Consider the following 19,770-nt stretch of genomic DNA (forward strand, 5'->3'; position numbering starts at 1 on the left):
CGCGCTCGTCAGGCGCGGCGCTTGTTGGCCTGCAGCAGGCCGTCGCCGATCGGCGAGAGCACGCTGACCACGGCGGGGGAGGCGCAGACCTCGGCCACCAGCGTGCGGAACGCCGTCGCGATCTCGTCGCGCTGCGCGGGGTTGGCCACGCGTCCGCGCCAGAGCGCGTGGGGGACGAGGACCGTCCCGCCCGGACGGACGAGCCGCAGCGCGTGCTCGACGTTCTCGATGACCTGCAGCGGATCGCCGTCGACGAAGACGATGTCGTAGGAGTTCTCGTTCATCCGGGGCAGCACCTCGAGGGCGCGGCCCGGGATGAGCCGCAGCCGGTTGGGCGAGATGCCCGCCTCGTGGAACTGGGCGCGCGCGTGCTGCTGGTGCACCGCCTCGGAGTCGATCGAGGTGAGCATGGCCTCGGGGGCGCCGTCGAGCAGCCACAGGCCGCTCACTCCGGTGCCGGTGCCGATCTCGATGATGGAGGTCGCGCGCGCCGCGGCGGCGACCAGCGCGGCCTGCGCGCCGATCGAGGGGGAGACGGCGTCGATGCCCAGCTCGACCGAGAGCCGGCGGGCCGAGGCGATGGCCTCCGACTCGACGACCGCGTCCTCGGCGTACTTCCAGTTGGCATCCTTGTCGGACACGGGGGCGCTCCTCTGATCGGTGCACCGGGCGGATCGCGCCCGGGCATCGTCAGGGTACGGTGGCGCGCGGGCTCCGCGAGGGAGGCGCGGCGGGTTAGTGTTGTCCTCGTGTTCGGTCTGACGTTCGACAAGCTCCTCATCATCGGGGTCATCGCCGTCTTCGTGCTGGGTCCCGACCGCCTCCCGCACTACGCCGCCCAGCTCGGGCAGCTCGTGCGCAAGGTGCGCGGATTCGCCACGCAGGCCCGGGAGCGCGTCAAGGACGAGATGGGCGACGAGTTCAACGACGTCGACTGGAAGAAGCTCGACCCGCGCCAGTATGATCCCCGCCGCATCATCCGCGACGCCCTGCTCGAGGACGATCCGGCCCCCACCGTGAAGCCGCCCACCGCTGTCGCCGCTCCGGTCGTGCCGGGCGGCACCGGCTCCGCGCAGGACAGCTACTACACGACGATGCAGCGCTCCGTCTCGTCCGGCACGCTCTCGAGCGTCGCGCCGCCGCCGATCGACTCCGAGGCCACCTGAGCCCTGCTCCGCGAGGTGCGCCGGGCGGGCGTCCCGACCGACGCCGTCCGCACCAAGCCGCGCGGAGGCGTCAGCCGACGGCGAGCGGAAGCCGACGGCCGATCAGTCCCCGCGGCCGCGCGGCGAGCGTCGCCGCCAGGGCGTCGATCGCCCGGGCAGCAGGATCCTCCGGATCGCCGACGACGACGGGCACGCCCTCATCGCCCCCCGCCCGCAGCGCGACGGAGATCGGCAGCGACGCGAGCAGCGGCACCTCGTCGCCCGCCGCGGTGAGCCGACGCGCGACCTCGGCGCCGCCTCCGCTGCCGAAGAGCTCCAGCACCGAGCCGTCGGGCTGGGGGAGTCCGGACATGTTCTCGACCACTCCGACGATGCGCTGACCCGACTGGCGGGCGAGCGCGCCGCTGCGCTCGGCCACGTCGGCGGCCGCCGGCTGCGGTGTGGTGACGATGAGGACCTCCGCATGCGGGAGCAGCTGCCCGATGGAGATCGCCACGTCCCCCGTGCCGGGAGGCAGGTCGAGCAGGAGCACGTCGAGGTCGCCGAAGTACACGTCGGTGAGGAACTGGGAGATCGTGCGGTGCAGCATGGGCCCGCGCCAGGAGACGGCCGCCCCGCGGGTGTCGCCCTCGAGGAACATCCCGATCGAGATGACCTTCACGCCGTACGCCACCGGCGGCAGCATCAGCTCGCCGACGCGGGTGGGCCCCGCGACGCGCCCGTCGTGCATCAAGCCGAGCAGGCCGGGGATGGAGAAGCCGTGCACGTCGGCGTCCACGAGGCCGACCGCGAGACCCCGCTGAGCGAGGGCGACCGCGAGGTTGGCGGTGACGGTCGACTTGCCGACGCCGCCCTTGCCGCTGGTGACCGCGTACACGCGGGTGAGCGAGTCCGGGCCGAAGGGCATGCTCCGGCGGCCGCCCTGGAGGCGCTCGGTGAGGGCGGTGCGCTGCGCCGACGTCATGACTCCGACCACGACGTCGACCGCCGTGACTCCGGGAGCCGATGCCGCGGCCTCGCGCACGTCACGCTCGATCGCGGAGGCGGCCGGGCAGCCGACGATGGTCAGTCGGATCGTGACGCGGACCGCTCCGTCGACGGCCGCCTCGACCGACTCGAGCATGTCGAGCTCGGTGATGGGCTTCCGGATCTCCGGATCGACGACGCGGGCCAGCGCCGTCCTGACGGCGGTCTCGATGGCGGCGACGTCAGGCATCGCGCCGCTCGGGCTCCTGCGCCCGATCCTTCTCGAGCTCCTCGAGCAGTCCGCGCAGCTCCGAGCGGATGAAGTCCTTGCTCGCCATGTCGCGGATCGCCAGGCGCAGGGCCACGACCTCGCGCGCGAGGTACTCGGTGTCCGCGAGGTTGCGCTCGGCCCGCTGCCGGTCCTGCTCGATCTGGACGCGGTCGCGGTCGTCCTGGCGGTTCTGCGCGAGCAGCAGCAGCGGCGCGGCGTAGGAGGCCTGCAGCGAGAGGATCAGCGTCAGCACCGTGAAGCCGAGGGCCTGCGAGTCGAAGCGCGCGTCCGCGGGCCCGTAGGTGTTGAACATCAGCCAGAAGACGCAGAAGATCGTCATGCCGACCAGGAACCACGGCGTGCCCATGCCGCGGGCAAACGACTCGGTCAGGCGGCCGAAGCGGTCGCTGCTCGGGCGGTTCCGCCGCGAGAGGACGCGGGTGCGCAAGCCCTTGGGAGCGTCCAGGCGCCGGTCCTGCTTGGTGTCCCTAGCCACGCGCGCCCCTCCGTCCCCGTCGTGTCCTGCCTGTCGCCGCGGGTGCCGGCGGCACGAGCGGTACGCCCTGCGTCGCCGTCGTCACCGGCTTCCTCGGTTCGTCGTCGTCGCCGTGGCTGCGCCAGTCGTCGGGGAGGAGGTAGTCGAGGACGTCGTCGATGGTCACGACGCCGACGAGGCGGTGGGACGCGTCGACGACGGGCACCGAGACGAGGTTGTAGCTGGCCAGGATCCGGGCGACCTCGGCCGCCGAGGTCTCGGGCGTGATCGGGTCCATGCTCTGGTCGAGCAGGGTGCCGAGGCGCTCGTGCGGCGGGTAGCGGAGCATTCGCTGGAAGTGCACCATGCCGAGGAAGCGGCCGGTCGGCGGCTCGTAGGGCGGCAGCGTGACGCAGACGGCGGCGCCGAGGGCCGGGGCGAGCTCGTGGCGGCGGATGAGGGCGAGACCCTCGGCGACGGTCGCCTCGGAGGAGACGATGATCGGCTCCGTGGTCATCAGACCGCCGGCGGACTCCGGAGCGTAGGTGAGGAGCATGCGGACGTCGTCCGCCTCCTCGGGCTCCATCAGCTCCAGGAGCGCCTCGCCGCGCTCCTCCGAGAGCTGGGCGATCAGGTCGGCCGCGTCGTCCGGCTGCATCTGGTCGAGGACGTCGGCGGCGCGGTCGTCGTCGAGCCGGCCGAGGATCTCGACCTGCTCGCTCTCGGGCATCTCCTCGAGCACGTCCGCGAGGCGGTCGTCCGAGAGCTCGCCGGCGACCTCGAGCATCCGCTGTTGCGGCAGGTCGAGGAGCGTGCTGGCGAGGTCGGCGGGCTTGAGCTCGGAGAGGCTGGCGACGTACTGCTCGGCGGACTGCGCCTCGGTCGAGACGCTCTCGCGGACCTCGCGCCAGCCGGCGAAGGCGGTCGCGCCCTTGGCGAAGGGGGAGGGGCTGGTCTTGGGCCGGCGGACGAAGAGCTGCGCGAGCTCCCACTCGCCGGGTGCGGCCTCCTCGATCGCGACGTCCTCGACGACCGCGTCACCGGAGCCGTCCACGAAGCTCACCCGGCGGCCGAGGAGCTCGGCGATGACGCGGACCTCGCCGCCCCGCTGCTCGAAGCGGCGCACGTTGATCAGCCCGGTGGTGATGATCTGGCCGCTGCCGATGCTGGTGACCCGGCCGATCGACACGAAGACGCGACGGCGCCCGGGGATCTCGACCACCAGGCCGACCACCCGCGGGGCGTCGTTCTGCCGGTAGACCAGGAGCACGTCGCGGACCTTGCCGACGCGATCGCCGGCCGGGTCGAAGACACTGCATCCGGCCAAGCGCGCGACGAAGACTCTGGCGGAACTCACGGCTACAAACCTAGTCCCGTGCAGCCGGGCGGACGCCGAGCGTTCCCGGCTCGCCCTCGGCCGGTTCTCCGAATCCGTTCAGAGATCTTCAAGTGGCCTGTGCGATTCTGTCCGGGTGACTCAGCAGACGCCGTTCAGCGGCCGAGGGCCGGCCTTCCCCACGATCCCGCGCGGGGAGATCCTCGCCACGTTCGACACGTACCAGGAGGCGCAGGCCGCCGTCGACGTGCTCGCCCGCGCCGACTTCCCGGTGCGCCAGCTCGCCATCATCGGCAACGAGCTCAAGAGCGTCGAGCGGGTGACCGGCAAGCTCACCTGGGGCCGCGTCGCTCTCGCCGGAGCGGCCTCCGGCGCCTGGCTCGGCGTCTTCCTGGGCCTCCTGCTCATCATCTTCTCGCCGACGACGGAGCTCTCCTTCCTCATCGCGGCGGTCCTCCTCGGCGCCGGCTTCGGGATGCTCTTCGGGCTCGCCTCCTACGCCGTGAACCGCCGCCGTCGCGACTTCACCTCGACCATGCAGGTGATCGCGACCAGCTACTCCGTGCTCGTGGACCCCGAGGTGGTCAACCGCGCGCGCAACCTGCTCGACGGCGGCACCTCCCCGGCGGAGGCGCCGCAGACGGCCTGGGCTCCGCCGCCCGCCGCGGTCGGCGACCCGCAGCCGCAGCCCGTCCGCCCCGAGGACGACCCGCGCTGACGATCCTCCACGAAGGCCCCCGGTCCGCCGGGGGCCTTCGTCGTTCCGGGGGCGGGGCGGCTCAGGCGGAGCCGACGGGCGGGAGGACGATGTCGACCGCGAGACCCCGGGGGGAGCGGTTGACCAGGGCGACCGTCCCGCCGGCCGAGAGCACGGTGGTGTGCACCAGGGCCAGCCCCAGACCGCTGCCGCCGGAGGCGAGGGTGCGGGAGTCGTCCGGGCGGGAGAAGCGGTCGAAGGCGACCGGGATGAAGGCGTCGGGCATCCCCGGTCCGTCGTCCGAGACGCTGAGCATCAGGCGCCCGTCCGACTGCGAGAGGGAGGCGACGATCATGCCGCCGCCGTTCATCGCCTGGATCGCGTTCCTCACGAGGTTGTCGATCACCCGGCCGAAGTCCTGGGACGCGACCGCGTAGAGCCGCGCCGGCTCGCGCTCGTCGATCTCGTAGTCGATCTCCACCCCCGACTCCGAGGCGAGCAGGCGGGTGCGGTCGACGGCGCCCACCAGCTCGTCGACGAGCTCGGCGAAGGGAGCGGTCGGGCGGACGGTGCGGCTCTCGATGCGCGAGATGTCGAGGAGGGCGGATGCGAGGCGCACGAGCCGGTCGACGCTCTTCTGCGCGTCGAGGATGACCCGGTCGACCGCGACCGGGTCGTCGACGCGGTGGTGGGCGATCTCGAGCTGGGCGGAGAGCGCGGCGAGGGGAGTGCGGAGCTCGTGGCTCGCATCCGACACCATCTGCTTCTCCCGGGCCAGCGACGCGGTCTGCTTGGTCAGGAACGCGTTCAGCGTCACCGCGAGCTCGTCGATCTCGTCGCGCGTGCCGACGACCGGGAGCTGGTCGCCCTGCCCGGGCTCGGCGGCGATCTGATCCGCGCGCGCCCGCATCCGGCGCACCGGGGCGAGGGCCGCGCCCGTCAGGATCCACGAGGCGAGCCCGAACGTGACGACGAGGAAGATCGCGGCGTAGACGAGCACGTGGGCGAAGTCGTCGAGGACGAGCTGCGACGCGGCCTGATCGCGGGCGGAGGCGACCTGCCAGACGCCGCGATCGCTCTCGATGGCCGTGAAGCGGACCAGGTAGCTGCCGTTCGCCGTCGTCACGTCGGCGTACCGGGGCGAGGTGTCGGCGGGCTCCTCCGCCAGAGCGCTGAGCACCTCGCCGCTCAGGCGCGAGGGCATGGTCGAGGTGCTGACGCTCCCGTCGGGAGCGAGGGCGAGGAACAGCTGGCCCGTCGACGAGCCCTGCGTGCGCGGGACGTTGCCCGCCGAGATGTCGCGGCGCACCTCGTCCTCGATCGACATCAGGATCGTCCGCTCGCTGCGGTCGACGATGCCGGTGACCACCTGGTAGAAGAGCAGCGCCGCGAGCGCGAAGAGGGCGGTCGCCACAGCGACCGTTCCCACGGTGATCCTCGCGCGGATCGAGAGCGCGCCGACCCTGCGGCGTGCCGTGCTCATCCGCGACACGGGCTACTCGACCGGGCGGAGGAAGTAGCCCTTGCCGCGGACGGTCACGATGCTGACGCCCGTGTCCTCGGTCGGGAGCTTCTTGCGCAGGTAGCTGACGTACTGGTCGACGATGTTGTTGTCGACGATCTCGCCGCCGCCCCAGATCTCGGAGAGGATCCGCTGGCGGGTCACGACGGAGCCGACGGGAGTGATGAGGAGCTTGAGGAGCTCGAGCTCCTTCGGGCTGACGTGGATGCGCGAGCCGTCGGCGGTGCGCCGGATGCTCGATCCGTCCACGGTGATGCGTCCGACGTCGATCGAGGTGGACATCAGCGACGGGCTGCGGCGCAGGAGGGCCCGGAGGCGCGCGTTGAGCTCGGTGAACGCGAACGGCTTGGTCAGGTAGTCGTCCGCTCCGGCGTCGAGCCCGAAGACGCGGTCCTCGATCGCGTCCCGCGCGGTCAGCAGCATGATCGGCGTGGGCCGGCCGAGCTCGCGGATCCGGCGGCAGATCTCGAAGCCCGACATCGCCGGGAGCATGACGTCCACGATGGCGGCCGAGAACTCGGCGTTGCTGAACGCGACGAGCGCGTCGATGCCGTTCGTGGTGAGCACGGCCTCGTAGCCGGCGTCTTCGAGGCCGCCGACGAGGGCCTCACCCATGGCTGGATCGTCTTCGACGACAAGGATCTTCACGCGCTCACCCTACGGCCCGGCTCCCAGGAGGACGCACTGCGCGGGCCGTGTGTCGATCGGATGCGGGATCGACCCATCCGATCGGCGCTGGGCGACGAATGAGGAATGACAGACCGCTGGGGGGCGTGGCGGGAGAGGCGCGATCAATGGCGCAATTCTACTCTTCTCCCCCCGTCGGCCCGATGATACTGTTCGCGAAGTTCACCTCTACCGTCACCCGAAGGCGGCACAAACATGCTCAATATTCTTTCCATCTGGGCGCGTCTCGCGCTGTCAGTCCTCCTGTGGATCGTCCTTCTCCCCGTCATGCTCGTCCTGCTGCCGTTCCGCACGGGCAGGAGCGCCTCGCTCCCCGCCCTGCGACCGGTCCCGGTTCCCGCATCGACGGTGGCGGTCGACACCCGGAGCACCAGCGGCGCGTACTAGGCCCACTTCCCGGTCGTTCCGGGCCCGACGCCCCGCTCCCATGAGCTCCGGCGTCGTCCGCCCACCGATCCCCGACACCCGAACAGCCGTGCCCCTCTCCGCCAGGAAGGGGCACGGCTGTTCGTCGTTCCCCGGGTCGATCCGGACTGACCGACAGGTGTCGATTTCGGCTACTCTCGATCACGAGCCGCGTCAAGCCCTTCGCAGAATCTCAGGGACTGGCAATACAGTGCTCGCACATGGTTCACCGATCGGAAGGAACACGGATGCTCCGCGCCACGCTCGACACCGCTGGGATCCAGCTCGATTCGACCACGGGAGCCCCCGTGCGCCCCGACACCCCGGTCTCGGTGGTCGCGTCGGCGCCTCAGAGCCTGATCTCGCGGATGCTCGGACGCCGCCGCTGCGAAGCATGCGGAGCGGCCTCGGCCCGTCGCCGCGACGGCTTCTGCTCGGCCGACTGCGCCGGCACCTTCCACCTCTACGAGTGAGCCCGACCGGCCGAGTGCCGGTGGTGAACGTTCCGAAGGCCCGTGATCGACGATCGCGGGCCTTCGTGCTGTCTCGGGAGTGTCGGAGCGCCGGGTGAGGAGCGCCACGGTCGGACTCGGTCGCCCACCGGGTGACGCCGCTCGGTCCGTGATGGAGGGGTGCGCCTCGAGGGGCGTCGAGCACCGGAGCTGAGCGCCCATGCGCGAGGAAGGAGAGCGGAAAACCGCAGATGTGCCCCCAGTAGGATTCGAACCTACGCCCCTGCCTCCGGAGGGCAGTGCTCTATCCCCTGAGCTATGGGGGCCAGGAGTGCCTGACCACATTAGCACCCGGGCGGGGCGGGCCCCGACGCCGGGAGCGGTCCTCGCGCATGCCACGATGGAGCCATGCTGCGCACTGTCTCCGCCTCGCTGGATCTGCGTCTGAACGGCCCGACCGACCTGATCTTCCTGGTGGCGGCGACGCCCACGGGCGACTCGTTCGAGGACTCCTTCACCGTCCGGCTCGACGGGCAGGACGTGCCGGTGCGGGAGTTCCCTGCGCGGCACGGCGCCCGCGTGCACCGCGTCGCGGGGAACGAGGGCGACCTGCGGGTCGAGTACCGGGCGCGGGTCGCCGGGCGCGGCGCTCCGGACGAGCCGAGCGAGCTCGAGCTCGTCGAGTACCTGCGGCCGAGCCGGTACGCCGAGGCGGACGTGCTCGGCGGGATCGCCCGGCGCGAGTTCGGGCGGGCCCGGGGCTTCGAGGCGCTGGCGGCCGTCGAGGAATGGGTGCACGGCCACCTGTCGTACGTCTACGGGTCGACGGTCGGCACCGGGGGAGCGGCGCAGGTCATCGAGAGCGGCCAGGGCGTGTGCCGGGACTTCGCGCACACGGTCGCCGGGCTGCTCCGCGCCCTCGACATCCCCGCCCGGGTGACGGCGGTCTACGCGCCGGGCCTCGAGCCGCGGGACTTCCACGCGGTCACGGAGGCCTGGGTGGGCGGCGCCTGGCACGTCGTGGACGCGACCCGGCTGGCTCCGCGCGGGTCGATGCTGCGCATCTCGTCCGGCCGGGACACGGCGGACACCGCGTTCCTCAGCAGCTACCTGACGGACCTGCGCCTGACCGGGATGAGCGTGGAGGCCGACTGCGACGCGGCGCTCGTCGACGACCACGTCTCGCCGGTGCGCCTGGGCTGACGCCGGGGCTCAGCCGGCGAGGACGCCGATCGCCGACCGCACGAGCGGCTCGGGGTCGCCCGGCTCGACGAAGGAGGCGCTGGACGCCTCGATCCAGTACTCGCCGACGAAGGCGTCCGCGACGCCCCGCCCCTCGGCCACCTGGTAGTAGCCCTCGATCTCCGGCGGCTTGCCGTAGGTGGGGACGGCCTTGCTGGTGGTGAAGAACTCGTTCTTGAGCGCCTCGATCACCGCGGGGTCGAGGTGGGCCACGGCCAGCTGCAGCTCGGCGCCCGAATCGTCGGACCATCCGCAGACCAGGCCGTCGTACTGGGCGATCTCCTCGGAGACGGCGGTGGTCCCGATGCCGTCTTCCGGGGAGAATCCGCCCCACAGGCCCGCGAGCGCCGAGGCCGGGACCAGCTGCTCGCAGGCGAGGGGGATCGGCGTGCCGCTGACGGCGCCGCTCGCGCTCGGCTCCGGGTCGGCCGCGGGGGAGCAGCCGGAGAGGGCCGCCGCGGCGAGGGCGACGAGGAGGAGGGCGGCGGGACGGCGCATGCGTCGCACCCTAGCAACGCCGCCCTGCCGAGCGGCCCCGCGGTGCAGGAGGGACGGGGGGCGCGGGCGCGGCGGCCGGTAGAATCGCTCCCCGTGACTCCCGAACAGCTCGCCGCCTCCCTGCACGCCCTCGTCCTCGACGCCGTGCAGCGACGGGGGAGCGATGCGGGCGTCGAGCTCTCGGACGTCGTGCTGGAGCGCCCGAAGAACCGCGACCACGGCGACTGGGCCTCGAACATCGCGATGAAGCTCGCGAAGCGGGTCGGCGCGAACCCGCGCGAACTCGCCGCCGAGCTGGCCGAGGGGCTGGGCGCGGTCGAGGGCGTCGCCACCGTCGAGGTCGCCGGTCCCGGCTTCCTCAACGTCCGGCTCGAGGCCGCGGCCGCGGGCGCACTTGCCGGCGCGATCGTCGAGGCGGGCGAGGCCTACGGCACCGGGTCCGCCTACGCCGGCGTCCGGATGAACCTCGAGTTCGTCTCCGCCAACCCCACCGGCCCCATCCACATCGGCGGGACGCGCTGGGCGGCGGTCGGCGACAGCCTGGCCCGGATGCTCCTCTCGCAGGGCGCCGAGGTGACCCGCGAGTACTACTTCAACGACCACGGCGCGCAGATCGACCGCTTCACGCGGAGCCTCCTCGCCGCCCACCGCGGCGAGCCGACCCCGGAGGACGGCTACGGCGGCGCCTACATCGGCGACATCGCCGAGCGCGTCGCGGCCGCCTACCCGGGCGACCTCGCCGTCCTGCCCGAGGAGGAGCTCGCCGAGACCTTCCGCTCGATCGGCGTCGAGCTGATGTTCGGCGAGATCAAGCAGAGCCTGCACGAGTTCGGCGTCGACTTCGACGTGTACTTCCACGAGAACTCCCTGCACGAGTCGCGCGCCGTCGACCGCGCGATCGAGCGCCTCCGCGAGCTCGGGCACATCTTCGAGGCCGACGGCGCCACCTGGCTGCGGACCACGTCGTTCGGCGATGATCGCGACCGCGTCATCATCAAGAGCGACGGGGAGGCGGCCTACATCGCGGGCGACCTCGCCTACTACCTCGACAAGCGCGAGCGCGGCTTCGATCGGGCGATCATCATGCTCGGCGCCGACCACCACGGCTACATCGGCCGGATGATGGCGATGTGCGCGGCGTTCGGCGACACCCCGGGCGTGAACCTCGAGATCCTGATCGGCCAGCTGGTCAACCTGCTCCGCGACGGCGAGGCGGTCCGGATGTCCAAGCGGGCGGGGACCGTCGTCACGATGGAGGACCTCACGGAGGCCGTCGGCGTGGACGCCGCGCGCTACTCGCTGGTGCGCTCCTCGGCCGACTCGACCCTCGACATCGACCTCGACCTGCTGACCAAGCGGAGCAACGACAACCCCGTCTACTACGTGCAGTACGCCCACGCGCGCACCCGCCAGGTCGCGGCGAAGGCCGCGGCGTCGGGCGTCCCCGTCGAGCCGTTCGCGCCCGAGACGCTGGTGCATCCGACCGAGTCGGCGCTGCTCGGCGGCCTGCAGGAGTTCCCGCGCATCGTGGCGCACGCCGCGGAGCTGCGCGAGCCGCACCGCGTCGCGAGGTATCTCGAGGAGGTCGCCGGCCTCTACCACCGCTGGTACGACAACTGCCGGGTCGTGCCGCAGGGCGAGGACCCGGTCGAGGCCGTGCACTCGACCCGGCTGCGCCTGAACGAGGCGACCGGGCAGGTGCTCCGCAACGGGCTCTCCCTGCTGGGCGTCACGGCCCCGGACCGGATGTGAGCGCGTCGGGGGCGGCGCCGCGGCGCCGGCGCGGGGGACGCGCGGCCGTGGTGGTCGTCGTGGTGCTGGTGCTGCTCGTGGTCGCGGCGGTGGTGGGTGACTCGCTCGCCCGCCGCGCCGTCGCGGACCGCGCCGCCGCGAGCCTCCGCGAGGCGCTCGCACTGCCCGCGGACCGGGCGGTGGACGTCGACGTCGCGGGCTGGGCCGTGCTCCCGCAGCTCGTCTCGGGGCGGCTGGACCGGCTCGACCTGCGCAGCTCGGACGTGACGTTCGGCGAGCTCGACGGCGACGTCGCCGCGACCCTGATCGGGGTGCCGGTGAGCGGCGTCGGAGCGGTCGAGTCCGGCAGCACGACGGTCGCGATCGACGCGGCCTCGGTGTCGCGGCTCGTCACCGAGCGCAGCACCGTTCCTGTCGACGAGGTGACCCTGGACGCTCCGCTCGTGCGCGTGACCGCCTCCGTCGAGGTGCTGGGTCTCCGGCTCGGCGCGGGCGTGGGGATGGAGCTCGCCGCCGTGGACGGCGCCATCCGGCTGACCCCGGCCGAGGTCTCCGCCGCCGGTGCGACCTTCTCGGCGACCGACTTCCGCGACCGCTTCGGCGCCGTCTCCGGCGACCTGCTCGCTCCGTCCTCCGTGTGCATCGCGGACTCGGTGCCGCGCGGACTGACGCTGACCGGAGTCGAGGTCGCCGACGAGTCGCTGAACGCGAGCTTCGCGCTCTCTCCGACGTTCCTCAGCGACCCCGCGGAGCAGGAACCGGGCACCTGCGCCTGAGCCCGCGCGGCGCCGCCGCCCCGGACCGGTAGGATCGGAGCCCTGTGCCGGCGTCTTCCGCGGGCCGAACACTGACATCGCTGGCTTCAGGGGTCAATCCGGACCCGCTCGCCCCGCAGTGACGCTCCCACTCTCTCCTGTGAGGTCTCACCCGTGGACACCGTCGACGCCCGCGCCCGCGCCCCCCGGCATCCGCTCGCGCCTGAGTGGCTGCACACGCCCGCCGACCCGAACGCCCTGGCCGACGGCGTGTGGCCGGACAGCGCCGAGCGCGGCGAGGACGGCGGGATCCGGATCGCCGGAGTGCCCGTCGCCGAGCTGGTGCGCGAGCACGGCACTCCTCTCTACGTGGTGGACGAGGCCGACGCCCGCCGCCGGGCCGTCGAGATGCGCGAGGTCTTCGCTCGCGAGCTCGGCCGCATCGGCACCGGCGTCACGGTCTACTACGCGGGCAAGGCGTTCCTCTCGACCGAGGTCGCCCGCTGGATGCGCGACGAGGGCCTGAACCTCGACCTCTCCAGCGGCGGCGAAATGGCGGTGGCCCTCGCCGCCGGGATCGAGCCCGAGCGCTTCGGCCTCCACGGCAACAACAAGTCGCTCCGCGAGATCGACCGGGCCGTCGAGGTGGGCGCGGGCACGATCGTGCTCGACAGCCTCGTCGAGATCGAGCGCGTCGCAGCCGCGGCCGAGCGGCACGGCCGCGTGCAGGCGGTGCGCCTCCGGGTCAACAGCGGAGTGCACGCGCACACCCACGAGTTCCTCGCCACGGCGCACGAGGACCAGAAGTTCGGCCTCGCACTCGCCGACTGCCCGGCCGCGGTCGCCCGCATCCGCTCCTTCTCCTCCCTGCGGTTCCTCGGGCTGCACTGCCACATCGGATCCCAGATCTTCGGCTCCGCCGGGTTCGCGGAGTCGGCGTCGCGCCTGCTCGACGTCCACGCGGCTCTGCTCGCGGACGGCCCCGTGCCGGAGCTCAACCTCGGCGGCGGCTTCGGCATCGCCTACACCAGCGCCGATGACCCGACGCCGATCGCCGAGATCGCGGCCGCCGTCGCCGACGCGGTGGCCGAGCAGTGCGCCGCCCGCGGCGTCCCGGTGCCGCACATCGCGATCGAGCCCGGCCGCTCGCTGATCGGGCCCGCCGGCGTCACCCTCTACGAGGTGGGCACCGTGAAGGACGTGACGGTCGGCTCCGAGGGCTCGACCGCGGTCCGCCGCTACGTCAGCGTCGACGGCGGCATGAGCGACAACGCCCGTCCGGCGCTCTACGGCGCCGACTACACGGCGCGGATCGCCGACCGCTCCTCCTCGGCCGAGCCCGCCCTCGTGCGGGTGGCCGGGAAGCACTGCGAGTCGGGCGACATCGTCGTCCACGACGACTTCCTGCCCGCGGACGTGCGGCCGGGCGACCTGCTCGCCGTCGCCGCGACCGGCGCCTACTGCTGGTCGCTCGCCAGCAACTACAACTACCTCGGGCGCCCCCCGGTGGTCGCCGTCCGCGACGGGCGCTCGCGCGTCCTCGTGCGCGGCGAGACCGAGGAGGACCTCCTCCGCCGCGACGCCGGCATCGAACGAAAGGCCACCTCCCGATGATCGAGTACCGCAGCCTCCGCGTCGCCCTGCTGGGTGCCGGGTCCGTCGGTGCCCAGGTGGCGCGCCTCCTGCTCGACCACGGCGACGAGCTCGCCCAGCGCGTGGGGGCGCCGCTGGAGCTCGTAGGCGTGGCCGTCAGGGACGTGGACGCGCCCCGCACCGCCGACATCCCGAAGCACCTCCTGACCACCGACGCCGAGTCGCTGATCCTGGGCGCCGACATCGTGGTCGAGCTGATCGGCGGGCTCGAGCCCGCCCGCAGCCACATCCTCACGGCGATCTCGTCGGGCGCGGACGTGATCACGGCCAACAAGGCTCTGCTCGCCGCCCACGGCAACGAGCTCTTCGAGGCCGCCGACCAGGTGGGCGCCCAGCTCAACTACGAGGCGGCCGTCGCCGGCGCGATCCCGATCATCCGGCCGCTGCGCGACAGCCTCGCCGGCGACCGGGTCCACCGCATCCTCGGCATCGTCAACGGCACGACCAACTACATCCTCGACCGGATGGACACCGAGCACGCGAGCCTCGAGGACGCGCTCGCCCGCGCGACCGAGCTCGGCTACGCCGAGTCCGATCCGACCGCCGACATCGAGGGCTACGACGCGGCGCAGAAGGCGGCGATCCTCGCCCGCCTCGCGTTCCACACCGACGTCCCGGTCACCCTGGTGCACCGCGAGGGCATCACCGGCATCACGAAGGCGCAGGTCGACCAGGCCCGCGACTCCGGCTACGTGATCAAGCTGCTCGCGATCTGCGAGCGGCTGACCGACGCCAAGACCGGCGTGGAGGGCGTGTCCGCGCGGGTCTACCCCGCGCTCGTGCACCGCTCCCACCCGCTCGCGGCCGTGCACGGGGCCAACAACGCGGTCTTCGTCGAGGCGGAGGCGGCCGGCGACCTGATGTTCTACGGCGCCGGCGCCGGCGGGATCGAGACGGCCTCCGCCGTCCTCGGCGACGTCGTCTCGGCCGCCCGCCGCCACGTCGTCGGCGGCCCCGGCCTGGTGACCAGCGCGAGCTCCGGGCTCGCGGTCCTCCCGATCGGCCACGTCACCACCCGCTACCAGGTCACCCTCGAGGTGCTCGACCGCCCCGGCGTGCTCGCGCAGATCGCGGGCGTCTTCGCCGACCACGGCGTCTCGGTCGAGACCCTGGTGCAGACCCCGCCCGGCGCCGACCCGCTGGAGGAGCAGGGCGGTGCGGAGCGGCGCGAGCCGACCGCTACCCTGGTCATCGGCACGCACGCCGCGGCGGAATCCGATCTGGCGGCCACCGTCACCGCCCTCCATTCGCATGGTTTCGTCGGCGCCGTGACGTCCGTTCTACGAGTTGAAGGAGCCTGAGATGGCCAAGCAGTGGCGCGGAGTCCTGCACGAGTACGCGGACCGCCTCGATGTCACCGAGGCGACCCCGGTCATCACTCTCGGCGAGGGCGGCACGCCGCTCATCCCCGCGGCGGCGCTCTCGGCGCGCACGGGCGCGAAGGTGTGGGTCAAGTACGAGGGCATGAACCCGACCGGCTCCTTCAAGGACCGCGGCATGACCATGGCGATCTCGAAGGCCGTCGAGCACGGCGCGAAGGCCGTCATCTGCGCCTCGACCGGCAACACCTCCGCGTCGGCCGCCGCCTACGCGACGCACGCCGGCATCACCGCGGCCGTCCTGGTGCCGGAGGGCAAGATCGCCCTGGGCAAGCTCAGCCAGGCGATCGCGCACAACGCGCAGCTGCTGCAGGTGCAGGGCAACTTCGACGACTGCCTCGACATCGCCCGCGACCTCGCGAAGAACTACCCGGTCCACCTGGTCAACTCGGTGAACCCGGATCGCATCGCCGGCCAGAAGACCGCGGCCTTCGAGGTCGTCGAGGTGCTGGGTGACGCGCCGGACTTCCACATCGTCCCGGTCGGCAACGCGGGCAACTACACCGCGTACTTCCGCGGCTACTCGGAGGAGCTCGAGCGCGGCGAGTCGACCCGCCTCCCGCGCATGTTCGGCTTCCAGGCCGAGGGCTCGGCTCCGATCGTGCACGGCGCCCCGGTCCGCCACCCCGAGACGATCGCCAGCGCGATCCGGATCGGCAACCCGGCCTCGTGGGAGCTCGCCCTGAACGCGCGCACCGTCAGCGACGGCTACTTCGGCGCGATCAGCGACGAGAAGATCCTCGAGGCGTACCGCATCCTCGCGGGCGAGGTCGGCGTCTTCGTCGAGCCGGCGTCGGCGATCAGCGTCGCGGGGCTCCTCGAGCGCGCCGAGGCCGGAGCGATCCCGAAGGACGCCACCATCGTCCTGACGGTCACCGGCCACGGGCTCAAGGACCCGCAGTGGGCGCTCCGCACGGCCGACGGCGCGGACATCACGCCGACCGTCGTCCCGGTCGACACCGCCGCGATCGCCGACGTGCTGGGGCTGGCCGGCGCATGACCTCGGCGGTTCCCGTCGGCCGCACCGTCCACGTCAAGGTCCCCGCCACCTCGGCGAACCTGGGCCCCGGCTTCGACACGCTCGGCCTGGCGCTCTCGTTCTACGACGAGCTCGACGTGACGGCCGTCGCGGCCACGGGTGCGCGGGTCACCGTGCACGGAGTCGGCGAGGGCGAGGTGGCGACCGACGAGACGAACCTCGTCGTGCAGGCCATCGCGTACACGTTCGCCGACCAGCGGCAGGAGATGCCCGGCATCGAGGTGATCGCGCGCAACATCATCCCGCACGGCCGCGGGATGGGCTCGTCCGGCGCCGCGATCGTCTCCGGCATCATGGCCGCGAAGGGCCTGCTCGAGGGCGTCGTCGAGCTCGACTCGGACGACCTCCTCCGCATCGCCACCGAGATGGAGGGGCACCCCGACAACGTGGCGCCCGCGCTGTTCGGCGGCCTCACCATCGCCTGGGTCGAGCCGCACGCCTCCGGCGCCGACGACTCGCCGCTGCGCCCGCGCTCGAAGAAGCTCATGGTCCACCGCGGCGTGTCCCCGGTCGTCTTCGTGCCCGAGCACACCATGTCGACGCGGCTGGCCCGCTCGCTGCAGCCGCAGAGCGTGCCGCACGAGGACGCGGTGTTCAACGTCTCGCGCTCCTCTCTCCTGATCGCCGCCCTCATCCAGAGCCCGGAGCTGCTGTTCGCGGCGACCGAGGACAAGCTGCACCAGAACTACCGCGCGGCCGCCATGCCCGAGACCTCAGCGCTGATCGCGCTGCTGCGCTCGAACGGCTACGCCGCCGTCGTCTCGGGTGCCGGACCGAGCGTCCTGGTGCTCTGCAGCGACCCCGCCCAGCGCCTCGCCGCCGCGGATCTGGTGGAGCGGGAGGCCCCCACGCCGTGGCGCGCGCACATGCTGGCCGTCGACTTCAAGGGTGCTACAGTGGGGACCGCATCCCGAGGAACCGCGTAACGAGCGGAATCTGTCCGACGGATCGTCCCGACAACCACGGCCATCACATCGTGTGAAGGGCGCCCCTGCTCCTCTTGCAGACCGGCGCCTGGTCTCCGGGCCCTCTCCTCGCTCTCTGCGGCAGTCGGTCCCGGCGGCCGAGAGCATCGCGTGGATCAGAACACGCGATGGCACCGCACGGTCGATGAGCTCTCCCGGTGAGCACTCGTTCCCGGGGGGAAGGAACCCTCTCCAGTGACAGACGTCAACACCCACGGCTCGACCGTGGACCTCACCGCCGACCTCTCCGGTCTGCGCGTCGCCGAGCTCCAGGCTCTCGCGACGCGGCTCGGCCTCGGCGGCGCCTCCAAGCTCCGCAAGGGCGAGCTGGTCCAGGCCATCTCGGACCTGCGCGCCGCCTCCGCCGAGGACGCGCCCGCCGCGATCGCCGACGCGGTCGCTCCGGACGACGCAGCGGTCGCCCCGGACGTCGACGCCACCGGCGTCGAGGCCGAGCCGGCCGATGTGGCCGAGCAGTCCGCTCCGCAGCCCGAGGTGCCGGCGGAGCTGCCGACGCCCGTCGAGAGCACCGAGGCCGACACGGCCGACGTCCTCGAGCAGGCCGCGCCCACCGTCGACGAGCCCTCCGCGACGGCCGCCGAGTCGGCCCCCGTCGAGCTCGAGCTCCCCGCGGCGGCCGAGCCGGTCGCCGAGCCCGCCGAGCGAGCGCCCCGCCGACGCAGCTCGCGCCGCGCCTCCAGCGGCACCGTCGCCGCCGGCGAGCACCTCAACATCCCCGGCGGGACCGGCGTCGAGTCGCTGATCCCCGACCTCCCCGTCATCGAGCAGGACCGCGACGCCGACCAGGCCGCGAAGCCCGTCATCGACATCGAGCTGCCCAACGGGCCGGAGTCGGACGACTCCTCCCGCGAGGGCGGCCAGCGCGAGCGCCGCGGACGCCGCCGCAGCCGCGGGGGCGCCTCCGAGCAGAGCGAGCAGGCCGAGCAGGCGCCCGCCGAGAACGACGCCGACTCCTCCGACTCCGGCGACCAGCAGGAGCAGCAGGGCGGAGACCAGCAGCAGAACGGCGACCAGCAGGGCACCGGCCGCGGCCGCAACCGACGCAACCGGAACCGCAACCGCGGGGACGACCGCCAGAACGACGCTCAGCAGAGCCCCGCCGCGCAGTCCCAGCCGCAGAACGGCCAAGGCGCGCGCGGCGCCGCGCAGTCCGAGGGCCAGCAGGCTCCTCAGCAGAACGGCTCCGGACAGCCCCAGAACGGCCAGCAGGCCGAGGGCGAGGACGGCCGCCGCAGCCGCTACCGCGACCGCAAGCGCCGCGGCGGAGCGATCGGCGACGACTTCGAGCCCGAGATCGGCGAGGACGACGTCCTCATCCCGGTCGCCGGCATCCTCGACGTCCTCGACAACTACGCCTTCGTGCGCACCACCGGGTACCTGCCCGGCGTCAGCGACGTCTACGTCTCCCTCGGCCAGGTCAAGAAGTACAACCTGCGCAAGGGCGACGCGGTCGTCGGCGCCATCCGCCAGCCCCGCGAGGGCGAGGGCGGCGGCCGCCAGAAGTACAACGCGATCGTCCGCGTCGACTCGATCAACGGCCAGACCGTCGAGGAGGCCGCTGCGCGCGTCGAGTTCCAGAAGCTCACGCCGCTCTACCCGACCGAGCGCCTGCGCCTCGAGACCGAGCCCGGCAAGCTGACCCAGCGGATCATCGACCTGGTCGCCCCGATCGGCAAGGGACAGCGCGGCCTGATCGTCGCGCCGCCCAAGGCAGGCAAGACCATCGTCCTGCAGCAGATCGCCAATGCGATCGTGCAGAACAACCCGGAGGTCCACCTGATGGTCGTCCTGGTCGACGAGCGTCCGGAGGAGGTCACCGACATGCAGCGCACCGTGCGCGGCGAGGTCGTCGCCTCCACCTTCGACCGCCCGGCCGAGGACCACACGACCGTCGCCGAGCTCGCGATCGAGCGCGCCAAGCGCCTGGTCGAGCTGGGCCACGACGTGGTCGTGCTGCTCGACTCCATCACCCGTCTCGGCCGCGCCTACAACGTGACCGCTCCTCCCTCGGGCCGCGTGCTCTCGGGCGGCGTGGACGCCTCGGCGCTGTACCCGCCGAAGAAGTTCTTCGGCGCGGCGCGCAACATCGAGAACGGCGGCTCGCTCACCATCCTCGCGACGGCGCTCATCGAGACCGGCTCGAAGATGGACGAGGTGATCTTCGAGGAGTTCAAGGGCACCGGCAACATGGAGCTCCGCCTCTCCCGTCACCTCGCCGACAAGCGGATCTTCCCCGCCGTCGACGTGAACGCCTCCGGCACGCGCCGCGAGGAGATGCTGCTCAGCGCCGACGAGGTCAAGATCACCTGGAAGCTGCGCCGCGCCCTCGCCGGGCTCGACCAGCAGCAGGCGCTCGAGATCATCCTGTCGCGCCTGAAGGAGACCTCGTCCAACGTCGAGTTCCTCATGCAGGTCTCGAAGTCGGCCGTCGGCCCGGCCACCGCCGGCCACGGCAACGGCCACCACTAGCGCCCCGACGTCCGCGGTCG

At 72.5% G+C, this 19,770-nt stretch carries 19 protein-coding genes and 1 tRNA gene; 12 read left to right on the forward strand and 8 right to left on the reverse strand.

Translation table 11 applies throughout. The features are described from left to right. Positions 1-8: 8 nt before the first annotated feature. On the reverse strand, positions 9-641 hold the full coding sequence (locus C5D36_RS00845; protein WP_104222989.1) for an O-methyltransferase: 633 nt from the start codon (positions 639-641) through the stop codon (positions 9-11). Positions 642-749: 108 nt separating this feature from the next. Between C5D36_RS00845 and C5D36_RS00850 the strand changes: the two genes are divergently transcribed. Next, positions 750-1,166 carry a twin-arginine translocase TatA/TatE family subunit gene (locus tag C5D36_RS00850; RefSeq protein ID WP_146076468.1) on the forward strand — a complete coding sequence of 139 codons (417 nt, stop codon included), beginning with the start codon at positions 750-752 and terminating at the stop codon, positions 1,164-1,166. Between the two features lie 70 nt (positions 1,167-1,236). Here the strand turns inward: C5D36_RS00850 and C5D36_RS00855 are convergent, their stop codons facing one another. The 3 genes from C5D36_RS00855 to C5D36_RS00865 are packed head-to-tail and all read right to left on the reverse strand — an operon-like array spanning position 1,237 to position 4,235. Further along, positions 1,237-2,382: an Mrp/NBP35 family ATP-binding protein gene (locus tag C5D36_RS00855; RefSeq protein ID WP_104291535.1), complete on the reverse strand. Its 1,146-nt coding sequence runs from the start codon at positions 2,380-2,382 to the stop codon at positions 1,237-1,239. Further along, positions 2,375-2,899, reverse strand: coding sequence for a DUF1003 domain-containing protein (locus tag C5D36_RS00860; protein WP_104222991.1), 525 nt, complete (start codon positions 2,897-2,899; stop codon positions 2,375-2,377). The genes C5D36_RS00855 and C5D36_RS00860 overlap by 8 nt, the downstream gene beginning before the upstream one ends. Beyond that, complete coding sequence (locus C5D36_RS00865) at positions 2,892-4,235, reverse strand: magnesium transporter MgtE N-terminal domain-containing protein (RefSeq protein WP_104225554.1); 1,344 nt, start codon at positions 4,233-4,235, stop codon at positions 2,892-2,894. The genes C5D36_RS00860 and C5D36_RS00865 overlap by 8 nt, the downstream gene beginning before the upstream one ends. 115 nt (positions 4,236-4,350) lie before the next feature. On the opposite strand from C5D36_RS00865, the gene C5D36_RS00870 reads away from it, so the two are divergent. Further along, the gene (locus tag C5D36_RS00870) at positions 4,351-4,932 is read left to right on the forward strand and encodes a general stress protein (protein ID WP_258059272.1); all 582 of its coding nucleotides are present in this window, start codon (positions 4,351-4,353) and stop codon (positions 4,930-4,932) included. 61 nt (positions 4,933-4,993) lie between these two features. Here the strand turns inward: C5D36_RS00870 and C5D36_RS00875 are convergent, their stop codons facing one another. Both C5D36_RS00875 and C5D36_RS00880 read right to left on the reverse strand, forming a co-directional pair. Then, positions 4,994-6,394, reverse strand: coding sequence for a cell wall metabolism sensor histidine kinase WalK (locus tag C5D36_RS00875; protein ID WP_146076469.1), 1,401 nt, complete (start codon positions 6,392-6,394; stop codon positions 4,994-4,996). Between the two features lie 12 nt (positions 6,395-6,406). After that, on the reverse strand, positions 6,407-7,081 hold the full coding sequence (locus C5D36_RS00880) for a response regulator transcription factor (RefSeq protein WP_258059273.1): 675 nt from the start codon (positions 7,079-7,081) through the stop codon (positions 6,407-6,409). 234 nt (positions 7,082-7,315) lie between these two features. Between C5D36_RS00880 and C5D36_RS00885 the strand changes: the two genes are divergently transcribed. Next, on the forward strand, positions 7,316-7,507 hold the full coding sequence (locus tag C5D36_RS00885; protein ID WP_104294989.1) for a hypothetical protein: 192 nt from the start codon (positions 7,316-7,318) through the stop codon (positions 7,505-7,507). 266 nt (positions 7,508-7,773) lie between these two features. Further along, positions 7,774-7,998 (forward strand): hypothetical protein, encoded by a 225-nt coding sequence (locus C5D36_RS00890; protein ID WP_104249561.1) that lies wholly within the window; start codon positions 7,774-7,776, stop codon positions 7,996-7,998. Between the two features lie 233 nt (positions 7,999-8,231). Here the strand turns inward: C5D36_RS00890 and C5D36_RS00895 are convergent. Beyond that, a tRNA-Arg gene (locus C5D36_RS00895) sits at positions 8,232-8,303 on the reverse strand. An 82-nt stretch (positions 8,304-8,385) separates the two neighbouring features. On the opposite strand from C5D36_RS00895, the gene C5D36_RS00900 reads away from it, so the two are divergent. Next, positions 8,386-9,180 (forward strand): transglutaminase family protein, encoded by a 795-nt coding sequence (locus tag C5D36_RS00900; RefSeq protein ID WP_104291533.1) that lies wholly within the window; start codon positions 8,386-8,388, stop codon positions 9,178-9,180. A gap of 9 nt (positions 9,181-9,189) precedes the next feature. Here C5D36_RS00900 and C5D36_RS00905 read toward each other — a convergent pair whose 3' ends face one another. Next, positions 9,190-9,717 (reverse strand): hypothetical protein, encoded by a 528-nt coding sequence (locus C5D36_RS00905; protein WP_104294990.1) that lies wholly within the window; start codon positions 9,715-9,717, stop codon positions 9,190-9,192. Between the two features lie 93 nt (positions 9,718-9,810). On the opposite strand from C5D36_RS00905, the gene argS reads away from it, so the two are divergent. The 7 genes from argS (at position 9,811) to rho (ending at position 19,750) form a co-directional block, all read left to right on the forward strand. Continuing rightward, positions 9,811-11,469, forward strand: a complete 1,659-nt coding sequence (gene argS, locus C5D36_RS00910; protein WP_104222999.1) for an arginine--tRNA ligase — start codon at positions 9,811-9,813, stop codon at positions 11,467-11,469. A 47-nt stretch (positions 11,470-11,516) separates the two neighbouring features. After that, positions 11,517-12,245 (forward strand): LmeA family phospholipid-binding protein, encoded by a 729-nt coding sequence (locus C5D36_RS00915; protein WP_104262485.1) that lies wholly within the window; start codon positions 11,517-11,519, stop codon positions 12,243-12,245. Between the two features lie 153 nt (positions 12,246-12,398). Beyond that, entirely contained in the window at positions 12,399-13,838 is a 1,440-nt protein-coding gene (lysA, locus tag C5D36_RS00920; protein ID WP_104255072.1) for a diaminopimelate decarboxylase, read from the forward strand. After that, positions 13,835-15,178 (forward strand): homoserine dehydrogenase, encoded by a 1,344-nt coding sequence (locus C5D36_RS00925; protein WP_104223002.1) that lies wholly within the window; start codon positions 13,835-13,837, stop codon positions 15,176-15,178. The genes lysA and C5D36_RS00925 overlap by 4 nt, the downstream gene beginning before the upstream one ends. 1 nt (position 15,179) lies before the next feature. Then, the gene (thrC, locus tag C5D36_RS00930; RefSeq protein WP_104294991.1) at positions 15,180-16,256 is read left to right on the forward strand and encodes a threonine synthase; all 1,077 of its coding nucleotides are present in this window, start codon (positions 15,180-15,182) and stop codon (positions 16,254-16,256) included. Further along, a complete protein-coding gene (gene thrB / locus C5D36_RS00935; RefSeq protein WP_104225562.1) occupies positions 16,253-17,221 on the forward strand; it encodes a homoserine kinase in 969 nt (322 codons plus the stop codon). Before thrC ends, thrB begins: the two co-directional genes overlap by 4 nt. Before the next feature lie 234 nt (positions 17,222-17,455). Further along, the gene (rho, locus tag C5D36_RS00940; RefSeq protein ID WP_104294992.1) at positions 17,456-19,750 is read left to right on the forward strand and encodes a transcription termination factor Rho; all 2,295 of its coding nucleotides are present in this window, start codon (positions 17,456-17,458) and stop codon (positions 19,748-19,750) included. The last annotated feature ends 20 nt before the right edge of the window (positions 19,751-19,770 follow it).

Origin of the sequence: Rathayibacter sp. AY1C6, from assembly GCF_002931535.1 — a bacterium.
Lineage (GTDB): Bacteria > Actinomycetota > Actinomycetes > Actinomycetales > Microbacteriaceae > Rathayibacter.

Bases quoted from the DNA above. Each gene is read 5' to 3' on its own strand.
- C5D36_RS00855 (WP_104291535.1), bottom strand. From the start codon at position 2,382: ATGCCTGACGTCGCCGCCATCGAGACCGCCGTCAGGACGGCGCTGGCC.
- C5D36_RS00875 (WP_146076469.1), bottom strand. From the start codon at position 6,394: ATGAGCACGGCACGCCGCAGGGTCGGCGCGCTCTCGATCCGCGCGAGG.
- C5D36_RS00885 (WP_104294989.1), top strand. From the start codon at position 7,316: ATGCTCAATATTCTTTCCATCTGGGCGCGTCTCGCGCTGTCAGTCCTC.
- C5D36_RS00890 (WP_104249561.1), top strand. From the start codon at position 7,774: ATGCTCCGCGCCACGCTCGACACCGCTGGGATCCAGCTCGATTCGACC.
- C5D36_RS00900 (WP_104291533.1), top strand. From the start codon at position 8,386: ATGCTGCGCACTGTCTCCGCCTCGCTGGATCTGCGTCTGAACGGCCCG.
- C5D36_RS00905 (WP_104294990.1), bottom strand. From the start codon at position 9,717: ATGCGCCGTCCCGCCGCCCTCCTCCTCGTCGCCCTCGCCGCGGCGGCC.
- C5D36_RS00925 (WP_104223002.1), top strand. From the start codon at position 13,835: ATGATCGAGTACCGCAGCCTCCGCGTCGCCCTGCTGGGTGCCGGGTCC.
- thrC (WP_104294991.1), top strand. From the start codon at position 15,180: ATGGCCAAGCAGTGGCGCGGAGTCCTGCACGAGTACGCGGACCGCCTC.
- thrB (WP_104225562.1), top strand. From the start codon at position 16,253: ATGACCTCGGCGGTTCCCGTCGGCCGCACCGTCCACGTCAAGGTCCCC.